The organism is Segatella maculosa OT 289 (assembly GCF_000243015.1).
Classification (GTDB): Bacteria; Bacteroidota; Bacteroidia; order Bacteroidales; family Bacteroidaceae; genus Prevotella; species Prevotella maculosa.
In genome coordinates, this window is record NZ_JH594501.1 from 478,265 (window position 1) to 501,267 (window position 23,003).

The window sequence follows — 23,003 nt, forward strand, 5'->3', positions numbered from 1 at the left end:
TTTTTAGTCGAAAAGTTTGGCCATTAAAAAAGATTATCTTACCTTTGCAACCGCAAATCGGTATTGATTTTGCAATTCATGCTTCAATAGCTCAGTTGGTTAGAGCACCTGACTGTTAATCAGGGGGTCGTTGGTTCAAGCCCATCTTGAAGCGCATAGAGCGGAAGTCCTTTGCAATGGGCTTCCGCTCTTCTTTTGTTTTGATGTCGGAATGGGGAGCGTGGCAAAGCAAAAAAAACTTATTTTCAACAAAAAAGGGGTTGACAATCAACCCCTTTTGCTTGCTTTTGTCGGGATGAGGCGACTCGAACGCCCGACCCCTACGTCCCGAACGTAGTGCGCTACCAACTGCGCTACATCCCGATTTAGCTTTTATTGTGGGTGCAAAGGTACATAAAAATCTGTAATCACACAATGTTATCCTAAATATTTTCATACGAAAATGAGAAAACATGATGGGTAAGAGACCGTTCGGAAGCCGGGTTTGCCTCGCTTTACGTACCTTTGGAAAGCCTGAAGGTATGGCGGTCAATGGTTTTCACAGCCCCTCTAATATCCGCTTGATAACCACCTCGGCACTGATTTCCCGGTTGGCTGCCTCTGGAATGACAAGACTTTGCGGGCTTTCGATAACGTCATCGGTCACGATAAGACCGCGACGAACGGGCAGACAATGCATGAAATAGGCGTTGTTCGTCCAACTCATGTGTTCTTGGTCTACCGTCCATGCAGGGTCGTTGCATAGGATTTTGCCGTAATCGGCAGGCCGTGTGACACCCGGACAGCTCCAGTTCTTGGCGTAGATGAAGTCGGCTCCTTCGAAGGCCTTACGCTGATCGTATTCTACTTTTATGTTTCCTGCGAACTTAGGGTCAAGTTCGTAGCCCTTAGGATGGGTAATAACGAAGTCTACATCGGCTGCGTTCATCCACTCGGCAAAGCTGTTTGGAACCGCTTGTGGCAATGCTCGACAATGCGGTGCCCATGTTAATACCACCTTAGGACGTTCGCTTTTCTTGTGTTCTTCAATGGTTATAAGGTCGGCAAAAGCCTGAAGTGGGTGCACGGTTGCCGTTTCCATGGCGAAAACGGGGCGGCCGCTGTATGCTACAAATTGGTTGACAATGGTCTCGGCATAGTCAAATTCGCGCTCGACAAGGCCTGCAAAGCTGCGAATTCCGATGAGATCGCAGTAACTGGCCATCACCGGAATGGCTTCTAACAGGTGTTCACTATTGTCGCCATCCATGATTACACCGCGTTCTGTCTCGAGTTTCCATGCACCGGCGTTCACATCGAGCACAATGACGTTCATTCCAAGATTCATTGCAGCTTTCTGGGTGGACAGACGCGTGCGGAGACTGTTGTTGAAGAATATCATCAACAGCGTTTTGTTCTTGCCTAACGGTTGAAAACCGAAGCGGTTGTTCTTTACTTCGCGGGCTTCGGCCAAAGCTTGCGTGAGATTGCCTAAGTCAGATACGTTGAAGAATGTCTTCATAAGGTGAATATTGAGTTGTTTTAATGAGGAATTATTTTAATGGGGAATGGCGAATGTGGAGTTGTTTTTATGATGTGGAGGGTTGAACCATCGGACTTGACATGATTCATTTATCATTTTATATGATGATAACTTCTCATTCAATACTCCACATCCCTAACTCCTCACCTGTCCCCGTCCTTCTATCAGCCATTTATAGGTGGTGATTTCCTCTAAAGCCATTGGTCCGCGGGCACCAAGTTTCTGCGTACTGATGCCGATCTCGGCACCAAGACCGAACTGTCCGCCGTCGGTAAAACTCGTAGGGGCGTTCACATAGACGCAAGCTGCATCAATCATCGTCTGAAACTGATGTTGCTTTTCGATGTCTTCGGTCACAATACTCTCACTATGTCCGCTACCGTAGGTCGATATATGGTCAAGTGCTTCTTCTATACTGCCGACCGTTTTGATGCCCATTTGCATGCTGAGCCATTCGGTATGCCAAATATCCGCGGTCACCAAGGTGAGTAATTGGGCGGGATAATGGCCTTCGAGGACATGATAGGCTTCGTTGTCAGTATGGAGTTTTACACCTTTCTCTGCCAATTGACTGCATAGTTGAGGCAAGTCTTGCAGGCGGTTGCGGTGGACAAGCAGAGTGTCGAGAGCATTGCAGACACTACACCGACGGCATTTGGCGTTTGTGATGATGTCACGGCCCATTGTCAAGTCGCCAGCTTCATCGAAATAGCAATGCACAACGCCTGCTCCGGTTTCTATGACGGGTACTTTAGCCGTGTTTCGAACGAAGTCTATCAGGCGTTTACTGCCGCGTGGAATGCACAGGTCCACGAAGCCGATGGCAGTAAGAAGCTCTTCCGTGGCTTCGTGGCTTGCAGGAAGAAGTTCAACGACGCTGGGATTGATGTCGTGTGCTTTCAAAACATCGTGTATCAAGGCCACTCCAGCCCGATTACTTTCGTCAGCATCCTTCCCACCTTTTAATATACAAGCGTTTCCACTCTTGAAACAAAGGGAGAAAACATCAAAGGTAACGTTGGGACGCGCTTCATATATCATACCGATGACACCGAAAGGCGTGCTGACACGATGCAGGTGAAGTCCGTTATCGAGCGTTTTTTCCTTCAACGTCCGGCCAAGTGGTGAAGGAAGTTGGCTGACATGGCGCATGTCATTGGCTATGTCGTGAAGGCGTTGTGGCGTGAGTTGCAGTCGATCGTACATGGGGTTGGCTTTGTCCATGCAGGATAAATCAATGGTATTGGCAGCCAAAAGGCAGTCAATGTGGCTCTCTATGGCATCGGCAAGAGCCTGCAACACTTCGTTTCGGCGGTTATCGGTGAGGAAGGCCAATGATTTACTTGCTGCTTTTACACGTTTGAAAGTTTCAGAGAGCATCATAGTCATTCCATATAAAGGTAGTCGTAGTGGATAAGGGGCTTCATGTCGTGTGCCCCGATGTGTTGTTTGGCCTTGGAAGAAGCGTAACTGCTCCTACCCACGGCAATCAGCTTATTGTCGTTTCCCACCACGTTGATGATGTCGTTTTCCTCGAATTCGCCTTCGATGGCTGTCACGCCGACAAGCAACAGACTGACGGCTTTCGGGCCTTTCAAGGCTTCTTCTGCCTTTTGATTGATATGAACAACACCTTTGGCAAAGCTTTCGCTGTGGGCAATCCACTTCTTTACCCGTGAAGTCGGGGTGCTGTTGGGGCGGAATTCCGTGTGGATTGTTTCCTGCGGACGCCGGGCAAGGTCAATCAAGATATTGTCGGTTGTACCATTGGCAATGATAACCTTGATACCTTCTTCTGCCACTTTGCGGGCGATTCCCGCCTTCGTTATCATTCCACCACGCCCGAAGCCACTCTTGGTGTCTTGTATGTATTCGCTAAGGTCGCTGTCGCAGTTGACAAATGGAATAACTCGTGTGGTGGGAACCTTAGGGTCTCCGTCGAATATCCCGTCGACATTGCTGAGGATAATCAACGTGTCGGCGTCCATCATTGAGGCGAGTAGCCCCGAAAGTTCATCGTTATCGGTGAACATCAACTCTGTGATGCTGACCGTATCATTCTCATTGACGATGGGAATCACATCATTCTTGAGCATCACAGTCATGCAGGCACGTTGGTTCAAGTATTCACCACGGGTGGAGAAACTCTCCTTCATGGTGAGCACTTGACCAATGCGCAAACCGTATTCCTGAAAGAGATTATGGTAGTAGCCGATGAGTTTCACTTGTCCGATAGCCGAGAATAACTGCCGACGGCCCACGGTGTCGAGCTTGCACTCTGGTTTCAGTTCGCCTCTTCCGCAGGCCATGGCACCTGACGAGACGAGGATGACCTCATAGTCGTTTCGCTTGAGCCATGCCACTTGGTCAACGATGGCCGATAGTCTCGTGACGTCGAGCTTGCCGTCTTCACGGGTCAGCACATTGCTGCCCACTTTCACCACAATCCTTTTCATAAGTTTATGGTTATTTACGGTTGTCTTTCTCCCTGATTTCCACACGGCGTATCTTGCCGGAGATGGTCTTTGGTAGTTCTTCCACGAACTCTATGACACGTGGATACTTATAAGGAGCCGTTTCATGCTTGACATGGTTCTGCAATTCCTTCACGAGTTCGTCGCCCGCCTTGTCCTTGTATTCCGCAGCCAAGACCACTGTAGCCTTGACAATCATTCCGCGGATAGGGTCGGGGACACCGGTAATGGCGCATTCCACCACAGCTGGGTGGGTCATCAAGGCATTCTCAACTTCGAACGGACCGATGCGGTAGCCCGAACTCTTGATAACGTCGTCCGTACGGCCCACGAACCAGAAGTAACCGTCCTCGTCGCGCCACGCCATGTCGCCTGTGTGGTAGACGCCATCGTGCCATGCTTCCTTGGTTCTTTCCTCATCGCGATAGTAGCCTTTGAACAGTCCGAGAGGTTTCTCATCGCCGATGCGAATGCAAATCTCTCCTTTCTCTCCGTCTTCGCACTCTTTACCGTCGGGACGGAGCAGATGTACGTCGTATTGCGGGTTGGGCTTGCCCATCGAACCGGGTTTCGGCTTCACCCAAGGGAACGTTCCCAGCGTCATGGTGGTCTCTGTTTGTCCGAAGCCCTCGTAGATGGTAACGCCTGTGAGCTTCTTGAACGTCTCTGCCACCGATGGGTTCATGGCCTCTCCGGCCGTCGTGCACCATTCAAGACTGCTCAGATCGTATTTGGAGATATCCTCGCGAATCATGAAGCGATAGATGGTTGGGGGTGCACAGAAGGAGGTGACACGGTATTTCTCCATCTGCCGCATGATTTTCTCGGCCGTGAACTTCTCATGGTCGTAGACAAATACCGTTGCACCGGCAAACCACTGCCCGTAGAGTTTCCCCCATACGGCCTTGCCCCAACCCGTGTCGGCCACGGTCAGGTGCAGGCTCTTCTCGTGCAGGTTGTGCCAATAGACGCCCGTGGTCAAGTGTCCCAAGGCATAAAGGAAGTCGTGGGCCACCATCTTCGGCTCGCCACTCGTGCCACTGGTGAAATACATCATCATGGTGTCTTCATTGGTGTTCACGTTCTCTGGGCGTACGAAGGCAGGAGCCTCTGCCCATTCCTTGCGCCAGTCGTGGAAACCTTCGGGGACAGGCTTGCCGCATTCGGAAAGCGAGTTGACCGCAACCAACACTTTCACCGTGGGGCTCTCGGGCATGGCTGCAGCTATCTGGTGAGTTATATATTCGTCGTTGGCGCAGATAATCGCCTTCACGCTGGCGCTCCGGTTGCGATAGACAATGTCATGGGCCGTCAGCATGTGGGTGGCAGGAATGGCGATGGCTCCGACCTTACACAATGCCATGACCGACAGCCACCATTGATAGTGACGTTTCAAGATTAGCATCACCTTGTCGCCGTGTTTGATGCCGAGACTCATGAAGTAGGCCGCCGTCCGGTCGGTCTGTTCCTTGAACTCCTTGTAGGTAGTGCGGATTTCGTCGCCCTTCTCGTCGGTCCACAATAGGGCGAGATTGTCGGGGCGTTCCTTGGCCCACACGTCCATTACGTCGTAAGCGAAGTTGAAGTTCTCGGGTATCCTGAAGTGTAGATGCTTTGCATAATCTTCCTCCGAAGCAAAGCTCGTCTGCGTTAAAAATCGCTCTAACATAGGCTTCTCCTTTTTAGTTTACTACGCATAAGAATTTAGCTGACTTCCCTTCCAAGGCATGCATGCAATGAGGGATAGTCGCATCGAAGTAGACACAGTCGCCTTTCCGCAACACGAGCACCTTGCCGTCGATGGTCAGCTCCAACACACCCTCGAGGATATAGTCCACTTCCTGTCCGTCGTGCGTGTTCTTGCTGTGTCGCTTCCCCTCGGGCAACGGGTCAACGACCACGAGGAACGGGTCCATCTTGCGCCCGCGGAAGCCTCCGGCCAGCGTCTGATACTGATAGCTGTCGCCACGGTCTATCTCGGGAGCCTGACCGTCGCGGGTCAGGTAATAGCTGCTCATGCGCGGCTCTTCGCCGAAGAGCAGCACGTCGAGCGATATGCCGTAACGTTTTGATATCTTCGATAGGCGGTAGACCGAAGGGTCGGCCTCGCCCGATTCAATCTTGAGATAGTGCTCCAGACTGATGTTGCAGAGCTCGGCGACTTCTTCTGCCGGAATGTCGAGTACGTCGCGGAGTCCGCGCAGTCGCTCGCCGATTTGTTTGATAGAATCTTCCATATTGCTTATGATTTAATTGTTTTCATGCCGCCAAAGTTACGAAATCTTTTCCGATTACGCGGTATTCGATACGATTTAATTAGAAAGACTCCCCCGGTGCCTCACAAAGGAAAGGGGGCCGAATAGCTATTCCAAAGGGTGTACCGTACCTCTATTTAAAGGTATATCGTACCGACTTTCATCGGTATACCGTACCGACAACCAAGGGTATACCGTACCGACCTTCGTAGGTGTACCGTACCTATGGTCAAGGGTGTACCGTACCTTTGTTCAAAGGTGTGTTACACCTTTCTCCGAAGGTGTTAAACACCCATGACTGCGAGTGTTTAACACTCATGACTGCGAGTGTTTAACACCTATATTTCTAAGTGTTTGCTGTCGTTGGCACGTCCCTCCTTTCGAGAGGGGTTGGGGTGGGTGTTTGGAGAGGCGCCTCACACTTTGAGTCCGCGTATCACAGCACTCGTGAAGCCGGCATGCTCCATTTCGTTGAGGCCACGTATGGTCAGCCCGCCCGGCGTCGTCACCTTGTCGATTTCGGCTTCGGGGTGGTTACCGTTGGCTTGCAGCAGTTCCACCGCCCCTTTCACGGTTTGCAGCACGATGTCTTTGGCCACGTCGGCCTTGAAACCCAGTTCCACTCCGCCCTCCGTGGCTGCACGGATATAGCGCATGGCGTAGGCGATGCCGCAACTTGCCAGCATCGTTCCGGCCCGAAGGTGTTGCTCGTCGGTGAGGTAAGTCTGACCCACGTCGTCGAACACTTCCTTTACCTGCCTCACTTGCTCGGCGTCGGCACGGCACGGCACGATGAAAGTCATGCTGTTTCCGACCGCAATGGCGATGTTGGGAATCACTTGAAAGAGCGCGGGACCGTTGCCGTCTTCCTGTTCCAGCCACGCAAAGAGCTGTTCCGAGGAGATGGAGGCCGCCATGTTGACGATGATTTGCCGAGGGTTGAGCGCGGGTTTGATGTCGTTGACGACCTGTTCCACCAACCACGGCTTCACCACGATGGCCACAATGTCGGCATCGCCCACGGCGGCTTTGTTGTTGGTGGTGATGCTTGCGCCCATTTCGGCGAAGCGTTCGAGCTTCGAGGCGTGTGGATTGGCCACGGTGATGTCGGCAGATTTGAACCGGTTGCCTTTTAACAGGCCCTCTGCAAAGGCTCCGCCCATGGCCCCGGCTCCGATGATTGCTATTTTCATACCTTTATATTATAGTTCGCTTAAAGCGGTTTCAAGTCGCTTGATGAAGTTGTCTGTGTTGTCGCGCGAGAGGGTCAGCGGCGGAAGCAGGCGCAGCATGTCGGTTCCGGCACTGCCCGTGAAGCAGTATTGCTCGTGAATGAGCTTGTTGCGGAGCTCCTTGTGCGGCATGTCCAACACCACACCGACCATCAATCCGCGCCCGCGCAGTTCGCGAATGTGGCGGGTACGCTGTTGCAGTTGGCGCAGTTCGTCCATCAAATAGTCGCCCACGAGGTGCGCATTCTCCACCAAACCCTCGTTCTCGAACACGTCGAGCACGGCCAATGCCGCTGTGCAGGCCAAGTGGTTGCCGCCGAAAGTGGTTCCCAACTGACCGTAAACGGGCTTGAAGTCGGGCGAAATCAACACGCCGCCCATCGGGAACCCGTTGCCGATGCCTTTGGCCACGGTGATCAGGTCGGGTCGGATGCCGAGCCATTGGTGGGCGAAGAACCGGCCGCTGCGACCGTAACCGCACTGTATCTCGTCGCAGATGAGCACTGTGCCGTGCCGCTTGCAGGACGCTTGCAGGCCTTGGGCAAACGCCGGAGTGGCCATGTCGAGACCGCCCACACCCTGTATACACTCCACGATGCAGGCGCACACGTCGCCTTTGGCCAGCTCTTTCTCCCATGCCGGCAAGTCGTTGAGCGGCAGATAGGTCACGTGTCCATTGGCATTGATGGGTGCAATAATCTTCGGATTGTCGGTTGCTTCCACGGCCAACGACGTGCGCCCGTGAAAGGCTTTCGCTGCGGAGAGCACGCGTTTTCGCCCATTCGCGAACGAAGCCAGCTTCAAAGCGTTCTCGTTGGCCTCGGCCCCGCTGTTGACGAGGAACAATTGATAGTCGTCATAACCGCTGATTCGCCCCAGTCTTTCGGCCAGTTCCACTTGCAATCGGTTGACGACGGAGTTGCTGTAAAAGCCAAGTTCGCCCAGCTGTCGGGTCATTCGGTCGACATAATGCGGGTGACAGTGCCCGATACTGATGACGGCGTGTCCGCCATAAAGGTCGAGATACGCCTGACCTTTGTCGTCCCACACGTTGACTCCTTGTCCCCTCACGATGTTTATATCGAAGAGAGGGTACACATCGAATAGTTTCATCTAAAATCCCGTTGCTTTTAATTTCAATCCTTTGTCTTCCTGCATGCCGAACATAAGGTTCATGTTCTCGACGGCCTGTCCAACGGCCCCTTTCAGCAGGTTGTCTATGCACGACGTGACGAGTAGTTTGTTGCCTATCTTGTCGCAATGGACGAGACATTTGTTCGTATTGACCACCTGTTTCAAGTCTATTGCGCAGTCTACGTAGTGCGTGAAGCAGGCGTTTTTATAGAAGTCCTTGTAGGCATCGACGATTGTGTCGGCATCGGCGTCTGTCTTGATGACCTCGGTGGCAAAGATGCCGCGCGTGAAATCGCCCCGATAGGGAATGAAGTCGATGGAAGCCGTCAACGAACCCTGCACCTGCGCAAGGCTTTGCCTGATTTCGGGCACGTGTTGGTGGTTAAATGCCTTGTAGATGCTCATGTTGTTGTTGCGCCAAGAGAAGTGGGTCGTCGCCCCGGGCTTCTGTCCTGCCCCTGTACTTCCCGTGATGGCGTTCACGGCCACGTCTTCTTTGATGAGCTTCAGCCTTGCGGCAGGCAGCAACCCCAACTGAATACAGGTGGCAAAGCAGCCCGGATTGGCCACATGGTGCGCCTTTGCGATGGCCGCTTTGTTGAGTTCCGGTAGCCCGTAAACAAAGTCGTGAGCCTCTGGGGTGGGCCGTTGTGTCGCCACGACCTTGGCAGGAAGCAGGCGAAAGTCCTGTGCCAAGTCGATGATTTTCACCCGTTCCGGAATGTCATGTGCATGCATGAAGGCCTCGCTTTTGCCGTGTCCGAAGCAGAAGAACACCACGTCTACCTCGTCAAAAGGCATCTCTGACGTGAACCGGAGGGCAGTATCGCCATACAATCCCTCGTGAACATCGGCCACGAGATTGCCGGCATTGCTCTCGCTGTTGGCAAAAACAATCTCCGCTTCGGGGTGATGGAGCAGCAGCCGAATGAGTTCTCCACCCGTATATCCTGCCGCTCCGAGAATTCCAACCCTGATCATACGTCGTAGTTTGTGTCCCGTGGCATGCATATCCACAGGATAATGTAGGCGATGATGCCCGGAAAGCCTACGCTACACAGTGTCAACAGTAAATAGGCAATGCGAAGCAATGCCGGGTCCCAATCCAAATAATCGGCTATACCGCCTAATATTCCGGCCAGCCATCTGTCAGATGACGAGCGCACCAGTCTTTTTCCGTTTCCCATAATCCTTTGTTTCATTCACAATTGTTCATTTATCATGCATCGTTTTAGCTGCACTTTTTTATTTATATGACTCGTTTAAGCGATGAAAAGTTGCAAGGAAGGCCTACGACTTTCGCCGTTTAGTCGGCCCATCTCCTTGCCTCAAGCTCACGCTCCCCTCCTTCGGAGGGGCCGAGGGAGGCTTTCCTTAGGGCCGGGAAAGCTCTTCGGGGTGCATTCCATAGTACACTCTCAGTGGCGTGGAGCTTACTTTTATGAACCCCTTTGCGTCTTCTGCTGTCCAACCATGCTGCATTTCGCCGTATTCTCCAAGCTTCGATTTCGTCAAATCGTCGGCACTATCGATGCCTACCGTCTGGAAACCGAAGGGCCGGAGCCGCAAGATTGCCGTGCCGTTCACGTTGCGTTGGCTGCTGGTGAGCATTGCTTCGATGTCCGGCATGACGGGTTCGAGATACTGACTCTCATGCAAAAACATGCCATACCAGTTGGCAACTTGGTCCTTCCAATACTGTTGCCACTTGCTGAGTGTACTCTTTTCCAACAGTCGATGGGCCTCGATGATGAGCTTGGGAGCTGCAGCTTCAAAGCCAACGCGCCCTTTTATACCGATGATTGTATCGCCAACGTTGCAGTCACGCCCTATGGCATAGGCTCCACCGAGGGCTTCTATCCGTTGAATGGCAGCTATCTTGTCGTCGAACTTCTCATCATTCACGGCCACGATTTCGCCCTTTTCGAAAGTTATCTTTAGCAGACTTTCTTCCTTCTTCGTGACATGTTTCAGGTAAGCCTCCTCGGGAAGGCCCTGCGTTGGGTCGAGTAATTCGCCCCCACAGATGCTGGTTCCCCAGATGCCTACGTTGTAACTGTATTTCAATTTGGCGAAGTCGGCCGCGAAACCATGCGCATTCAGATAGTCAACCTCTTCCTTTCTGCTCAACGCTTTGTCGCGGGTCAGCGTGATAATCTCCACGTTCGGCGCCATTACAAGGAATGTCATGTCGAAGCGTATCTGGTCGTTTCCCGCCCCAGTGCTGCCATGTGCGATGGCATCGGCACCGATCTCGTTGGCGTAGCGAGCGATGGCAATGGCCTGAAAGATGCGTTCCGAACTGACGGAAATGGGGTAACAGTTGTTGCGCATCACGTTTCCGAAGATCATATATTTGAGACTTTTCTCATAATACTCCTGTGTAACGTCGAGCGTAACATAGTGCTTTGCCCCCAGTTTGTAGGCATTTGCTTCGTTGGTCTTGAGCTGTTCGTCGCTGAAACCGCCCGTGTTGGCACATGCGGCATAGACTTCCCAGCCTTCCTGACTGAGTATCATCACGGTGTATGAGGTGTCGAGCCCGCCTGAAAAGGCGACAACGACGCGTTGGCCCACCCCCTTCCCCTCCCGAGGGAGGGGAGATGCGACTTGCTCCTTAACCAAACAAGGTGATTTTGTGCTATGTTCTCCCATATTCAATTATTTTTAATCGTTCTATTTCCTTTTGTATTTCATTCAAAACGCGCTTGGTATCGGCTATAATTTCTTCATTCGTGAACCTCATAATCGTGTAGCCTTGTGCTTCAAGCCATGCAGTGCGCTGCCTGTCGGAGGCCTGCTGGGAAGGCAGTTGATGGTAACCTCCGTCGATTTCTATAATCAGTTTCAACCGTGGACAAGACAAATCGGCAATGAATTGTCCTATGATGTGTTGTCTTCTGAAGCGCACTCCTTGTTGCATACCTTTCAGATAGCCCCATAAGATATGCTCCGCTTCGGTCGGATTTCTTCTGTTCTCGTATGCAAATTCTTTCAATTTACCATACGTCCCACTGTCCGCGGTCTTATATTGTGCTATCTTTGTTGTGTGTGTTGCGCTCCCCTCCCTTGGGAGGGGTTGGGGGTGGGCTTTTTCCTCCTCCTCCGGATCGAACAACATGGCCGTACAGATGCAGTAACGGCGGTTGGTTCGATGGAGCACATCAACGTTGATGCAACCCTCACAGCCGCGCCAAAAGGCGTCATCGTCAGTCAGCTCCTTGAATGTTACAGGCCTATAGCCCAGCTGTGTGTTCATTTTCATCACGGCAGCTCCGCTGGTCAGCGAGAAAATCTTAGCCTTTGGCCATCGCTTTCTGGCTAAAGTAAACGTGAGATCCTTTATCTTTTTGGCCAGTCCGAGGCCGCGGAAGTCAGGGTGAACAATCAATCCTGATGTCGTTACATAGTGCTTGTTGCCCCACGTTTCGATGTAACTGAAACCGGCAAACCGCCTGCCTTGCAGGGCAATGACGGCCTTTCCCTCGCGCATTTTCGTGGCCACATATTCCGGAGAACGCTTGGCTATGCCCGTTCCCCTGACCTTTGCAGCGTCGGAAATCGTTTGCAGAATGGTGTCGACATAGTCGATATGACTGCTGTCGGCCACCATGACGTTGAGTTCTTCCATTTCTTTTTCCTTTCAATATTTCGTGAGGCATCGGCCTCCGCGGGTCACGTTGTTTTGTCCTATCGGCCGTTCCGGTTTGCAATCTCAGCCATTTTGTCGTGTAATCTCAGCCATTTTACCGCGCAATATGGGCCATTTTACCGTGTAAAGTCAGTCTTATTGCAGGCCCGTCTCATGCAGATTACGGTTCCATTTGGCTATCAGTTGATTACGTCTTTTTAGATAGAGAAAGCCAACAACATTCGTGTTTTATACGATGAGCACCGACAATTGATTACACCTTATTATGTATAAGGAACCAACCGTAGCCGGCGAACTAAAAACCGGGGTGCAATCGGTTCAGGCTTTCAGCCGTTTCTTCGTGGCTGAAGCCCTCTTTGATGACAATAAAAATGGTGTCATCGCCGGCTATCGTCCCCAAGATTTCGGGTATATCGCAGTTGTCTATGTCGTAAGCAATGCTGCTGGCGTAGCCCGGACGCGTCTTGATGACTCCCATGTTCCCCGAGAAATTGATGGAGATAAAGCCCGGATTACGCATCATTTCTCCGGGCGAGAGCGGCTTATGTATGCGCTTGTACATCGTTTCGTTGGGCAACACGTAGACGTATTTCCCGTTCATGCTGGCTGCTTTGGCCACTTTCAGCTGCTTCAGGTCGCGGCTCAAGGTGGCTTGCGTCAGCTTAAAGCCCTCTTTCCTTAGTGCTTTCAGCACCTCTTCTTGGTTGCCGAGCTCGTTGCTTGAGATGAGAAGCTTCAGCGTTTCGAGCCTGCTTGTCTTTGTTTTCATGTATGAATGTTTATACAATTAGTGATGCAAAAATACAATTTAATGCAATATAATCCAAATAAAACTGCATATTTTTTATTAGTATTCGTTTTTTTGATTCATAAATGAATAATAATGATGCCATTCATGCATGTATTTTACCACGCAATATGGTTGGGGAGTGAATGTAGGGACGCACGGTTCGTGCGTCCGCCCAAGGTGAATGAAAACGAATGCACACGGTTGGTTGAGCGGACGCACGGGCCGTGCGTCCCTACATACCGCAAAGCATACAACTTGTTCGCCCGTTCAGTCGTCAATTGTCAACCGAAATGTGAGCGGACGCACGAACCGTGCGTCCCTACATTCCCCGCTTCCTGTCATATTGCACATAAAAATACCTACTATTTGTTGTCGTTTCTTTTTCATTTGTCAACAGCTTGCACTATCTTTGCATAAGATAGGCTGCACTCGGCAATTGAAAACGAGTTTCCATTGCGCTGGTTTGCACTATTTTTACATAGGATATGGAATCTGGAAACAAGCTTTTAGGTAAGCTGTTTACCTCATTATAGTTAAGAAAAAGCATGAAGAATATTTTAAAAGAACTCAAACGAAAGGACCACCCACGGGTGTTGGGGGCCTTGGATATCTTCAAATCCGTCGGACCGGGACTGCTTGTGACAGTGGGTTTCATTGATCCGGGCAACTGGGCCAGTAACTTTGCTGCCGGATCAGAATATGGTTATGCGCTGTTGTGGGTGGTGACGCTCTCCACAATCATGCTCATTGCCCTGCAACACAACGTGGCCCACTTGGGCATCGTGACGGGATTGTGCCTGAGTGAGGCTGCCGTGAAATACGCTCCCAAGTGGATTGGCCGCCCAATCGTTGTAAGTGCCATCTTAGCCAGCATATCCACTTCGCTGGCCGAGATACTTGGCGGTGCCATAGCCCTGCAAATGCTCTTCGGAATCAGCATTCCTACGGGTGCGATACTGACGACTGTGGCCACGCTTATCATGCTTTTCACCAATAGTTATCGCAAGATGGAACGTGCTATCATCGGGTTTGTGTCGATGATCGGGCTGTCGTTTATCTACGAACTCTTCCTTGTTGACATTCATTGGCCGCAGGCTTTGCAAGGCGCTTTCGTTCCTTCGGTGCCCCAAGGTTCGTTGCTTATCATCATGAGTGTGCTGGGTGCGGTGGTCATGCCCCACAATCTGTTCCTCCATTCAGAGATTGTTCAGAGCCGGGAAATACACTTAAAGGGCGACGAACGCATTCGTCATATGCTCAAATATGAGTTTTTTGATACGCTGTTTTCAATGATTGTGGGGTGGGCTATCAACTCTGCAATGATCTTATTGGCCGCAACCACGTTCTTTGCCCACGGGCAACACGTCGACGAACTGGCCCAAGCGCAGGCCATGCTTCAGCCGCTTCTTGGCAACAACGCAGCCAACATCTTTGCCATTGCCTTGCTTTTGGCCGGCATATCGAGCACGATTACGAGTGGAATGGCGGCCGGAAGCATCTTCTCGGGCCTTTTCGGAGAGTCGTATAATGCCAAGGATACGCACTCTATTGTGGGCATTTTGCTGTCGTTGGGCATAGCCTTACTACTGATATTCTTCATCGCCGACCCGTTCAAAGGACTGATTATCTCGCAGATGTTCCTCTCCGTTCAGTTGCCGTTCACGGTGTTTCTGCAAGTGGGGCTCACCTCCTCGCGTCGTGTGATGGGTAAATATGCCAACAGTTTGCCCAATGCTGCTTTCCTATATTCACTCGCAGGCATTGTCACCTTGCTGAATATTTGGCTACTCATAGAGAGTTTCCAGTAGAAGGAAGAGGGTTTCGTACGCTCTTTTCCATGTTTTTCCATGGCGTTTTGCTGGAGTAATCGCGTTGAGACAGGCATTGAACTGTGCGTTCTTGCCTGTCTCATCAACGGAAATGCCTACTTTCCCACCTTTGTCTAATAGGAAATCGCCACTTGAAAAGCTGATAAAGCAGTCCGCGGCAGTGAGCGGGAGGGGGAAGAAGAGAAAAGTCAATCCTCAACCTCCAGAGACCTATCTCTAACCCCTCCCAAAGGAAGAGAAGAATAGCCTATAAATAAATTACTTAAGTATGGTTGTATTCATCACAGTTTCAAATCTGCTTAATATGAAATGCTGTATTTCTTTGGTAAAACCATGATCTTGTTTGTTCTTCTTTCTCTTGGAAACGGGCGAGGGTGGGCTGTTCTTATTTGAAAAGTTTTGTTGCGAACACCTTCAAACAGCGTCTCCAAGTCAGCCATTCGTGCGCTGTGCCTTCTGAAACGAAGCTGTCTACCTTCACACCGGCCTTTCTAAGGTCGTCAACAAGCTTTGCCGTACCCATGTCCTCGGCTGTTCCGCAACCCAAAAAGAGGTAATGGAGTTTGCTATTCACCTCATTCGGCCGGGTAAAAATGCCGTTATAAGTCTTGTTAATGTCCAATCCGAAGATGGCACCGCTGAAAGCTCCGGCATAAGAAAACTTGTCGAGATGGGTGAAAACGACGTCGAAAGTCTGGTGACCACCCCAAGAAAGGCCCGCCATGGCACGGTGATCACGGTCGGATTTGGTGCGGAAAGTCCGGTCAATTGTCGGGATAAGGTCGTTCAAAAGCACGTTATAGAACGATGCTCCGTATGTGCTACGGCCTGCATCGTTGCTGCCTCCGCGGAAAGGAGCCTTCACATCGCCACTCTCCATGACCACAATCATCGGCACAGCCTCGCCTTTTGCGATGAGATTATCCATGATATTCTGCATCAATCCCTGCCGACTCCAACCCGTTTCGTCCTCACCCATGCCGTGTTGAAGATAGAGAACGGGGTAGCGTTTTCGGTCATTTTCATACGCAGCAGGCGTGTAAACCAAGGCCCTACGCCATGCGTTTGCCGATGAGGAATAGTATTGCAGCGAGCGAACCTGCCCCTTGGCTACGTCCAGTTGTGGCCGGTAATAGTCGCCTTCCGGGCCTTCGGGCACCTCAATACCGCTCGCTTGACGACCGTAACCGAAGAAAGTTTCGCTCGCAGGGTCGGTCACTTGCGCGCCATCCACCCAGAAGAAGTAATAGTGAAAGCCAACGACAAGCGGCTTGGTAACGCCGGTCCAAAAGCCTTTTTCATCGCGTTTCATATCGTATTTCTTGCCGCAGATGTCCACTTTCACGCTTTTTGCCGACGGAGCATACAGGCGGAAGTAACCCCGACGCGCTGCATCAAGCTTCGGAAATTCATTGTTCGGAATGACTGTTGAGGCCACTACGGCGTCGGAAGGGATGGCAACGGGCTTGAAGACCGAGTAACCCAACAGTGAAAGCATCTTGTAAGCATAACGCCGTCCAAGCTCTCTGTAGCCCTCAGCATCGAAATGTATGTCGTCAGGTCCGCTGGTGCAACCTTCGGAAGAAATGACATGAGCCGTGTGAATGGTCTCCGGTAGGGCGTCAATGATGGAATTCATGGAGATACATTTGCCGCGGCCATCGGCCCGGACCACCTCTCCGGCGAGCAAAGGTACGTCGTTTGCCTTCAGATGAAGGTCGGTAAGGAGTCGGTTATACACGGAATCCACCTTCTCGGGCCATGTCTCATCGCCCGTATTCGACTCGCCTTGATGTAGCAATATGCCCTTGATAACACCGGCTTCTTGGGCTTTTCGGGCTATTTCCACCAGCCGATCATAGGGCTTGTCATTATAAGCTTTGAGCATATTCTTCATCCATTGCGGTGCTCGGGTCTTGACATAGTCGTCTACATATTCGTGCATGAAGGTCTCAATATGACAGCCGCTGACGGCTACATTGATGACACCTACGCGGATATTCTTGGGCAAATGCTCCACCATTGTGCGGCCGAAGTAGTCTACAGGCGTCAATCCTGTGTTCTCACGACACAGCGGTGGCACCGCAGTATACCACTCTCCCTTCTTCCGTCCCAGTCTGTTATTGTCGACGGCTGCCATCATTTGGAAGCGATTGTCAATGCCCACGAGGTCCTGTGGCTCGATTTTCGCATTGCCTTCCATATTGGATTGGCCGAGACAAAGGAAGATATAAAAATTCGGATCCACCGCAGCATGCGTGGCAATAGTAGAGGTTAACAACAATGCGCAAGCTAAAATGCGCTTCAAAAAAAATGTTTTTCGTTTCATGTTTAATGATAATTAGATATTTATTTTGCAAAGATAGGATTTATATTTAAAAATACCAAGAGCAGATGTAGCATATAATTTTGCATTTGTAACATCATAATGCGCCCGGTCGCATGAGGACAACGTCCGGTTTCGTTGCATATATCACCGTTTTCCCAGTCAATTTTCGTTGTACGCCAACTGTCCCTCGACTCTTAAAACGCGCAATACACGTATATCAATACAGTGTCTTATGGCTTTCGGAAGCACAGATTGAAATAGATTTCGCGCAAGAGATTACGAGCAGCGAGCCGCTTTTCGGCCGTTTTATAGCCGTTTTTGTCGGCCAAAAGCTGCTCGACATTGTAGCTATAGAAGCAGGAATCGGGCAAATTACGGTCGAAAAGGTTATTGCCAAGCTTCATGTAATGCGTGTGATGCAGGGCAAATGGGGCTACGGTTGCAAGGATATCGTCGTGGCATCCCCACCGATTCGTCATTCGGCGGTAGTCAGGATGGCGAAGTGAAGGGGGAAGATAGACGTAAAGCGGCACGGAATGTGTCCAGCGTTTTCCAATGAATGAGGGGTCAAGAATGGAGCGGACGTTGTGATCGCCCGTGACAATAAGGATTGTGTTCCGTGCTGCGGGAGAGGCTTTGAAGCTGTCGAGGAATGCACTCAACACCTTATTATAATATCTAAAGCCCGTGATGTATTTGTTCAGCACAGCCGAATCCTTCTCCGCAAAGCATGGATTTGTGTAGAAACGGCTTGGCAGTGGCGATAGAGAAAGGCTCTTGGGGTATTCAAAGGGTGGGTGATTTGTAGTGGTCATCGCTATCATCAGTCTTGGCTTTGCAGCCTTTTTGTTGAGCCTGTCAAGGATAGCAGTGAGCAGATATTCATCGAAGACGCCCACACTGTTGGCCTCGGCATGCGGATAATCCTTTAAGATGCTGAACTTGTCGTAGATGGTTTGGAAGCCCTGATGGCGCAAAGCCTCGGCGCAATTCTCCCATGCCGTGTCCATTCCCGACAGGAATTCCGTCGTATAGCCGCTTGCATTGAAAGGCAAGGCAATGGAAGTGGGAAGGAGGCGCAGCCTGAATGCCGATGCAAAGAAACGCGGATAGGGTGTCGAGACCGTCAGGTTTTCGATGGAAGCGACGGTGCCGTTCTGCACGGATTGGAAGTTTCGGAACAACAAGTCCTCCTTAAAGTGTCGCTGCATACCCAATAATAGCGAGCCTTTTGCGTCGTCCAAGTTGATGAGATAGTTGCTCCAGCTTTCGCTATAGATAATGACAACGTTTGGAAGCGGGTGAGTAAGCGTGTCGGGGGCCTTGGCAAAGAGGGCCTCGCGCAGTGCTTTCAGCGTGTCGTTTGCCTGCAACTGCACGCGTTTGTCAGTATAGATGTCGAGTGCCTGCTGTATGTCGGTGAAGTGATAGCGGGCCAACAAGGCGTCCGGAATTTCGATTTTAAAAGCGTTTTTCTTTTCTTTGCAGGCCGTTTTCAGCATATAGAGCCCGTTGGGCACCATGTCGTTGATGAGTTTATTGTCTGAAACAAAGGTGTCTTCTATCTGCAACGGGAAGCGGGAAAACGAGCCGCGGAGTCCGAAAGTAAGCAATGTAAGATAACTGATGAGCACGGCAATGCTCCATGGTTTGGGCATCACGGCATGAGAAATATGCAACCTCTCGACCCTTTCCGATAGGATTTTCAAGACGATAGCAGCCAAGCAAAGCAGGAAGAGATAAAGCATACAGTGGTATTCTTCCCAAATGGTTTGCAAAAGACCGATGGGTCCTTCGTTGAAAAAGTCGAAGATTGTGAGGTTGATATGCGAATTGAAGTTGGCATAAAAGCCGAGATCGATGATGGAAATGATGAGAATGAGAATATCGAGTACCACGAAATACCAAACGGAAAAGCGTCTCAGGAAACGTTCGAAGCCTTGGTTACGCCATAACAGCACAGCAAAAACCAATAAAGTGGGCAGAATCAGGAGGTAAGAAGCCACCTGAAAGTCGAAGCGAAAGACATTGTAAGCGGCCAAAGGTAGGGCCTGTCGGTTGACTGTGAGCAGGTCGAAGGGAACGTATTTGACAATGAAAACAAGACGAACGACCCATAAAATGACCATTGTTATTAGGGCATGGAGGAGTAGTTTTGATAGTTTCTCAGCCATTTTTTGCGATATTGTGTAGTATATTGGTATTTATAGCGTCTCTTGACAGAGTGAGTCAACGTTCTATGCGCCCTCCCTTGCCTTGCATGTTAGCGATGATTTCGGCCTCACTGACAAGATTTTGGTCGCCGATAATCGTGTTTTTGAGTGCCGAAGCCGACAAGGCAAAGTCGAGACAGTGCTGATCGTCAGCCCATTTCATGCGAGCGTGGATAAAAGCGGCCACGAAAGCGTCGCCACAACCCATGGGATCGATGACAGGATTGATGTCATAGATGCGCGTTTTATAAAGCTTTCCCTCGGCAAAAAGAATGCCGGTGAGTGTATGATGCGTTGAAGTGAGTTGGTTACGGAGGGCTATCAGCATGCGTTTACAGCGTGGAAACTGCTGTCGGAGTTGCCGAAAATAGTCGAGATATGCGGCATCATTGATTTCATAAGTGGCATCCTTGGCCTCAAAGGGAATCTGTTTCAAACCACTTCCCACCTCCCATTCGTTCTGATCGCCAAAGATAAAGGAACTGTATTCCATGAGTTTTCGGAGCGTTTTCGGGGCATCTGCGCCCGGATAATGCCAGAGATTGTGACGGTAATTGATGTCACAAGTGATTTCAACGCCCATACTTTTAGCCAGCTCTAAGGCGTCGAATGTGGTGTTAAGTGCGTCTTTACTCATTGCACAAGTAATGCCCGAGCAATGGAAAAGCGCAGCGTCTTGGAAGACAGGTTCCCACAGAATGTCACCGTGTTTCAATGTATAGAAAGAACTGTTCTCTCGATCATACACCACCATTGCATTGCGCATGGCTGCTGCAGTCTCGAAGAAATAGCTGCCAAGGCGGTCTCCTCCCCACACGACATGGCTGACATCGAGGCCGAATTCACGCAGATGCATCAGTGCGGCATGCCCCATTGCATTGTTGGGAACACGGGTAACGTATTCCACTTGGTCGCCTAAAGTGGCCAATGACACGGCAACATTAGCCTCAGATCCTCCAAAATCGCCGTTGAAAGCACGGCCTTGCGTCAGCCGGGCTTGGTTTTCTTTCGACAACCGAAAGAGGATTTCTCCGAAAGTTACAATCTTTTTCTTCATCGATGTTTTTTGTTTGAACGGTCCATCGTTAGGGTATCAGAGAATGATGTTGGTTTAAAAGTCGAAGTCTTCCCCTGAAGTTGGAGAAGACCTCGGCATACGTTTCCCTACCATTTTTGTCGGTTTACTTCGCTTTCTCCACCAATTCTTTTGTATCGCGAGCGATAACAATTTCCTCATCAGTGGGAACAACAACGACTTTCACCTTGCTGTCGGGCGTAGAAATAATGGCTTCTTCGCCGTGAATGGTCGCATTCTTGGCCTTATCTATCTTGATTCCAAGGAATTCAAGGCCTGCACAAGCTTGCTCACGTGTGCCCGTTTGGTTCTCACCTACGCCGGCTGTGAAGACAATAGCGTCTACTCCACCGAGTGCAGCAGCGTAAGCTCCAATGTATTTCTTGATGCGATAATCATACATTTCCAGTGCGAGTTTAGCACGTTTGTTGCCTTCTTGTGCCGCATTCTCCACGTCGCGCATGTCGCTAGAGATGCCGGTAATGCCGAGAACACCGCTTTGTTTGTTGAGATAGTCGGCCATTTCCTGTGGCTTCTTGCCCAATTTATCCATCAAATATGTAACAGCTGAGGCGTCAATATCACCGCATCGGCTACCCATCATCAGGCCGGCAAGTGGGGTAAGACCCATGGAAGTGTCAATCACTTTACCGTTCAATACGGCGGCAACACTGGCACCATTGCCTATATGACAGGTGATAATGCGCGAGTTATTGACGTCGAGACCGAGGATTTCGCACACGCGTTGCGACACATAACGGTGGCTTGTGCCGTGGAATCCATAGCGACGAATGTGGTATTTCTCGTAAAGTTCGTAGGGAATGGCATAGAGATAGGCATAGTCGGGCATGGTACTATGGAACGCATTATCAAAGACACAGACCTGCGGAGTGGTAGGCATCAGTGCGTCAACAGCGCGGATTCCCTTCAGATGGCCAGCATTATGAACGGGTGCAAGGTCACAAAGCTCCTCAATATCCTGCTCAACCTGCTTGTCAACAATGACGCTCTTATTATATTTATCTCCTCCTTGTACGATGCGATGTCCCACGGCATCAATCTCTTTCAAGTCTTTAATGGCACCGAATTCAGGGTCGAGCAGGCACTTGAACACCAGACTTACGCCCTCTTTATGGGTGGGCAAGTCGGCCATAATCTGCTTTTTCTCTCCATTGGTCAGCTTGACTTTGATGAATGCATTGTCCAAACCGATGCGCTCTACGCCGCCTTGTGCCAATACAGCCTCATTGTCCATGTTGTATAACTTATACTTGATGGAACTGCTTCCACAGTTCAAAACGAGAACTTTCATAGTAATATTGTTGAATGTTTAATATTGAATTCCTCACTTCTCATTGCTCATTCGCTTTAGCGTCTTGCGCTTGACAGGCCGTAATGGCAACCATATAATAAATGTCATCTATGGAACAACCGCGGCTGAGGTCGTTGACCGGGCGGGCAATACCTTGGAGAATCGGACCGATGGCGATAGCATTACCGAGGCGTTGCACGAGTTTATAGCCGATGTTTCCTACTTCAAGGTTGGGCACAATAAGCACGTTTGCCTTACCGGCGATGTCACTTTGCGGTGCTTTCTTCGTCGCAATGTCAGGCACAAGGGCTGCATCGGCCTGCAATTCTCCGTCAATTTTCAGTTCAGGGTCAAGTTCACGTGCCAGCTTAGTGGCCTCGACTACCTTGCCAACTACCTCATGTGACGCACTACCCTTGGTCGAAAAGCTCAGCATAGCCACACGAGGTTCCGTAAAACCGGCAACGCTTTTGGCCGTCTCTGCGGTGCAAACGGCAATCTGAGCGAGCTGAGCTGCGTCGGGAACGGGGGTCACTGCGACGTCTCCGATGACCACAACACCATTCTCACCATATTCCTTTTGCTTGGTAATCAACAGCAAACCACCACTCACACAAGTTATTCCCGGTGCACATTTGATGATTTGTAACGCAGGACGAAGCGTATCTCCGGTGGTACTTAAGGCCCCACTAATCTGGCCATCTGCCTCTTCTGTCTTGATAATCATACAGCCCAAGTAAAGGTTATTCTTGGTAACCAGTTCGCGAGCTTGCTCAATTGTCATGCCTTTCTTCTTGCGAAGCTCAGCAAGTTTGGCTGCATAAACTTCACTTTTAGGGTTGTTTTCGGGGTCGATAATGGTTGCTTTTCCGATGTGATGAAGCCTCCATTGTGCGGCCAGCTCTTTGATGTGGCCGGGATTACCAATCAAGATAATGTCGGCAATGTCGTCAGCCAACACCCTGTCGGCAGCCTTCAGCGTGCGTTCCTCTTCTGCTTCCGGGAGCACAATGCGCTGCTTATCTGCCTTCGCACGAGCAACTATTTGTTGTAATAAATCCATAGTTTGTTATAATGTCAATAAATGTTTTAAGTTCATTTCAACCACAAGATTGTAATTTCTGCTTTGCAAAAGTAGCAAAAATCATTGAAATAGCGAGGCTGCAGAGGCTAAAAAAGTATAAAA

Annotated in this window: 18 protein-coding genes, 2 tRNA genes and 1 pseudogene; 2 read left to right on the plus strand and 19 right to left on the minus strand. The window is 50.4% G+C overall.

The genetic code is table 11. The annotated features are described in order from the left end of the window. Positions 1–80: 80 nt before the first annotated feature. A tRNA-Asn gene (locus HMPREF9944_RS04010) sits at positions 81–154 on the plus strand. Between the two features lie 136 nt (positions 155–290). Here HMPREF9944_RS04010 and HMPREF9944_RS04015 read toward each other — a convergent pair. The 14 genes and pseudogenes from HMPREF9944_RS04015 to HMPREF9944_RS04075 form a co-directional block, all read right to left on the minus strand. Next, positions 291–363 (minus strand) — tRNA-Pro (locus tag HMPREF9944_RS04015). A 175-nt stretch (positions 364–538) separates the two neighbouring features. After that, positions 539–1,501 (minus strand): Rossmann-fold NAD(P)-binding domain-containing protein, encoded by a 963-nt coding sequence (locus HMPREF9944_RS04020; RefSeq protein ID WP_008564611.1) that lies wholly within the window; start codon positions 1,499–1,501, stop codon positions 539–541. A gap of 156 nt (positions 1,502–1,657) precedes the next feature. Further along, positions 1,658–2,905 carry a glutamate-5-semialdehyde dehydrogenase gene (locus HMPREF9944_RS04025; protein WP_044113316.1) on the minus strand — a complete coding sequence of 416 codons (1,248 nt, stop codon included), beginning with the start codon at positions 2,903–2,905 and terminating at the stop codon, positions 1,658–1,660. Between the two features lie 2 nt (positions 2,906–2,907). Then, positions 2,908–3,978 (minus strand): glutamate 5-kinase, encoded by a 1,071-nt coding sequence (gene proB / locus HMPREF9944_RS04030; protein ID WP_008564613.1) that lies wholly within the window; start codon positions 3,976–3,978, stop codon positions 2,908–2,910. Positions 3,979–3,988: 10 nt separating this feature from the next. Further along, positions 3,989–5,665, minus strand: coding sequence for an AMP-binding protein (locus HMPREF9944_RS04035; protein WP_008564615.1), 1,677 nt, complete (start codon positions 5,663–5,665; stop codon positions 3,989–3,991). 13 nt (positions 5,666–5,678) lie between these two features. Beyond that, positions 5,679–6,233, minus strand: a complete 555-nt coding sequence (locus HMPREF9944_RS04040; protein WP_008564617.1) for a helix-turn-helix domain-containing protein — start codon at positions 6,231–6,233, stop codon at positions 5,679–5,681. A 434-nt stretch (positions 6,234–6,667) separates the two neighbouring features. Continuing rightward, positions 6,668–7,444 (minus strand): pyrroline-5-carboxylate reductase family protein, encoded by a 777-nt coding sequence (locus HMPREF9944_RS04045; protein ID WP_008564618.1) that lies wholly within the window; start codon positions 7,442–7,444, stop codon positions 6,668–6,670. Between the two features lie 9 nt (positions 7,445–7,453). Then, entirely contained in the window at positions 7,454–8,596 is a 1,143-nt protein-coding gene (locus HMPREF9944_RS04050; RefSeq protein WP_008564619.1) for an aspartate aminotransferase family protein, read from the minus strand. After that, positions 8,597–9,598 (minus strand): N-acetyl-gamma-glutamyl-phosphate reductase, encoded by a 1,002-nt coding sequence (gene argC / locus HMPREF9944_RS04055; protein ID WP_008564620.1) that lies wholly within the window; start codon positions 9,596–9,598, stop codon positions 8,597–8,599. Then, the gene (locus HMPREF9944_RS04060; protein ID WP_008564622.1) at positions 9,595–9,819 is read right to left on the minus strand and encodes a PspC domain-containing protein; all 225 of its coding nucleotides are present in this window, start codon (positions 9,817–9,819) and stop codon (positions 9,595–9,597) included. The genes argC and HMPREF9944_RS04060 overlap by 4 nt, the downstream gene beginning before the upstream one ends. A 172-nt stretch (positions 9,820–9,991) precedes the next feature. Further along, a complete protein-coding gene (locus HMPREF9944_RS04065) occupies positions 9,992–11,272 on the minus strand; it encodes an argininosuccinate synthase (RefSeq protein WP_008564623.1) in 1,281 nt (426 codons plus the stop codon). After that, positions 11,259–11,615 carry an endonuclease domain-containing protein gene (locus HMPREF9944_RS13300; protein ID WP_406674623.1) on the minus strand — a complete coding sequence of 119 codons (357 nt, stop codon included), beginning with the start codon at positions 11,613–11,615 and terminating at the stop codon, positions 11,259–11,261. The genes HMPREF9944_RS04065 and HMPREF9944_RS13300 overlap by 14 nt, the downstream gene beginning before the upstream one ends. 66 nt (positions 11,616–11,681) lie before the next feature. Continuing rightward, a pseudogene (locus tag HMPREF9944_RS13305) lies at positions 11,682–12,248 on the minus strand (DUF559 domain-containing protein); the annotation flags it as partial. Positions 12,249–12,564: 316 nt separating this feature from the next. Further along, positions 12,565–13,038: an arginine repressor gene (locus HMPREF9944_RS04075; protein WP_008564625.1), complete on the minus strand. Its 474-nt coding sequence runs from the start codon at positions 13,036–13,038 to the stop codon at positions 12,565–12,567. 566 nt (positions 13,039–13,604) lie between these two features. On the opposite strand from HMPREF9944_RS04075, the gene HMPREF9944_RS04080 reads away from it, so the two are divergent. After that, the gene (locus tag HMPREF9944_RS04080; protein ID WP_008564627.1) at positions 13,605–14,867 is read left to right on the plus strand and encodes an Nramp family divalent metal transporter; all 1,263 of its coding nucleotides are present in this window, start codon (positions 13,605–13,607) and stop codon (positions 14,865–14,867) included. Positions 14,868–15,273: 406 nt separating this feature from the next. Here the strand turns inward: HMPREF9944_RS04080 and HMPREF9944_RS04085 are convergent, their stop codons facing one another. The 5 genes from HMPREF9944_RS04085 to pta form a co-directional block, all read right to left on the minus strand. Further along, on the minus strand, positions 15,274–17,217 hold the full coding sequence (locus HMPREF9944_RS04085; RefSeq protein ID WP_044113318.1) for a sialate O-acetylesterase: 1,944 nt from the start codon (positions 17,215–17,217) through the stop codon (positions 15,274–15,276). Positions 17,218–17,447: 230 nt separating this feature from the next. Next, positions 17,448–19,391, minus strand: coding sequence for an LTA synthase family protein (locus HMPREF9944_RS04090; protein WP_008564629.1), 1,944 nt, complete (start codon positions 19,389–19,391; stop codon positions 17,448–17,450). A 55-nt stretch (positions 19,392–19,446) separates the two neighbouring features. Then, positions 19,447–20,487: a sugar kinase gene (locus HMPREF9944_RS04095; protein WP_008564630.1), complete on the minus strand. Its 1,041-nt coding sequence runs from the start codon at positions 20,485–20,487 to the stop codon at positions 19,447–19,449. A 124-nt stretch (positions 20,488–20,611) separates the two neighbouring features. Then, a complete protein-coding gene (locus HMPREF9944_RS04100; RefSeq protein WP_008564631.1) occupies positions 20,612–21,817 on the minus strand; it encodes an acetate kinase in 1,206 nt (401 codons plus the stop codon). Positions 21,818–21,857: 40 nt separating this feature from the next. Further along, positions 21,858–22,880: a phosphate acetyltransferase gene (pta, locus tag HMPREF9944_RS04105; protein ID WP_008564632.1), complete on the minus strand. Its 1,023-nt coding sequence runs from the start codon at positions 22,878–22,880 to the stop codon at positions 21,858–21,860. Positions 22,881–23,003 lie beyond the last annotated feature (123 nt).

Bases quoted from the DNA above. Each gene is read 5' to 3' on its own strand.
- HMPREF9944_RS04020 (WP_008564611.1), bottom strand. From the start codon at position 1,501: ATGAAGACATTCTTCAACGTATCTGACTTAGGCAATCTCACGCAAGCT.
- HMPREF9944_RS04025 (WP_044113316.1), bottom strand. From the start codon at position 2,905: ATGATGCTCTCTGAAACTTTCAAACGTGTAAAAGCAGCAAGTAAATCA.
- proB (WP_008564613.1), bottom strand. From the start codon at position 3,978: ATGAAAAGGATTGTGGTGAAAGTGGGCAGCAATGTGCTGACCCGTGAA.
- HMPREF9944_RS04035 (WP_008564615.1), bottom strand. From the start codon at position 5,665: ATGTTAGAGCGATTTTTAACGCAGACGAGCTTTGCTTCGGAGGAAGAT.
- HMPREF9944_RS04040 (WP_008564617.1), bottom strand. From the start codon at position 6,233: ATGGAAGATTCTATCAAACAAATCGGCGAGCGACTGCGCGGACTCCGC.
- HMPREF9944_RS04045 (WP_008564618.1), bottom strand. From the start codon at position 7,444: ATGAAAATAGCAATCATCGGAGCCGGGGCCATGGGCGGAGCCTTTGCA.
- HMPREF9944_RS04050 (WP_008564619.1), bottom strand. From the start codon at position 8,596: ATGAAACTATTCGATGTGTACCCTCTCTTCGATATAAACATCGTGAGG.
- argC (WP_008564620.1), bottom strand. From the start codon at position 9,598: ATGATCAGGGTTGGAATTCTCGGAGCGGCAGGATATACGGGTGGAGAA.
- HMPREF9944_RS04060 (WP_008564622.1), bottom strand. From the start codon at position 9,819: ATGAAACAAAGGATTATGGGAAACGGAAAAAGACTGGTGCGCTCGTCA.
- HMPREF9944_RS04065 (WP_008564623.1), bottom strand. From the start codon at position 11,272: ATGGGAGAACATAGCACAAAATCACCTTGTTTGGTTAAGGAGCAAGTC.
- HMPREF9944_RS04075 (WP_008564625.1), bottom strand. From the start codon at position 13,038: ATGAAAACAAAGACAAGCAGGCTCGAAACGCTGAAGCTTCTCATCTCA.
- HMPREF9944_RS04080 (WP_008564627.1), top strand. From the start codon at position 13,605: ATGAAGAATATTTTAAAAGAACTCAAACGAAAGGACCACCCACGGGTG.
- HMPREF9944_RS04085 (WP_044113318.1), bottom strand. From the start codon at position 17,217: ATGAAACGAAAAACATTTTTTTTGAAGCGCATTTTAGCTTGCGCATTG.
- HMPREF9944_RS04090 (WP_008564629.1), bottom strand. From the start codon at position 19,391: ATGGCTGAGAAACTATCAAAACTACTCCTCCATGCCCTAATAACAATG.
- HMPREF9944_RS04095 (WP_008564630.1), bottom strand. From the start codon at position 20,487: ATGAAGAAAAAGATTGTAACTTTCGGAGAAATCCTCTTTCGGTTGTCG.
- HMPREF9944_RS04100 (WP_008564631.1), bottom strand. From the start codon at position 21,817: ATGAAAGTTCTCGTTTTGAACTGTGGAAGCAGTTCCATCAAGTATAAG.
- pta (WP_008564632.1), bottom strand. From the start codon at position 22,880: ATGGATTTATTACAACAAATAGTTGCTCGTGCGAAGGCAGATAAGCAG.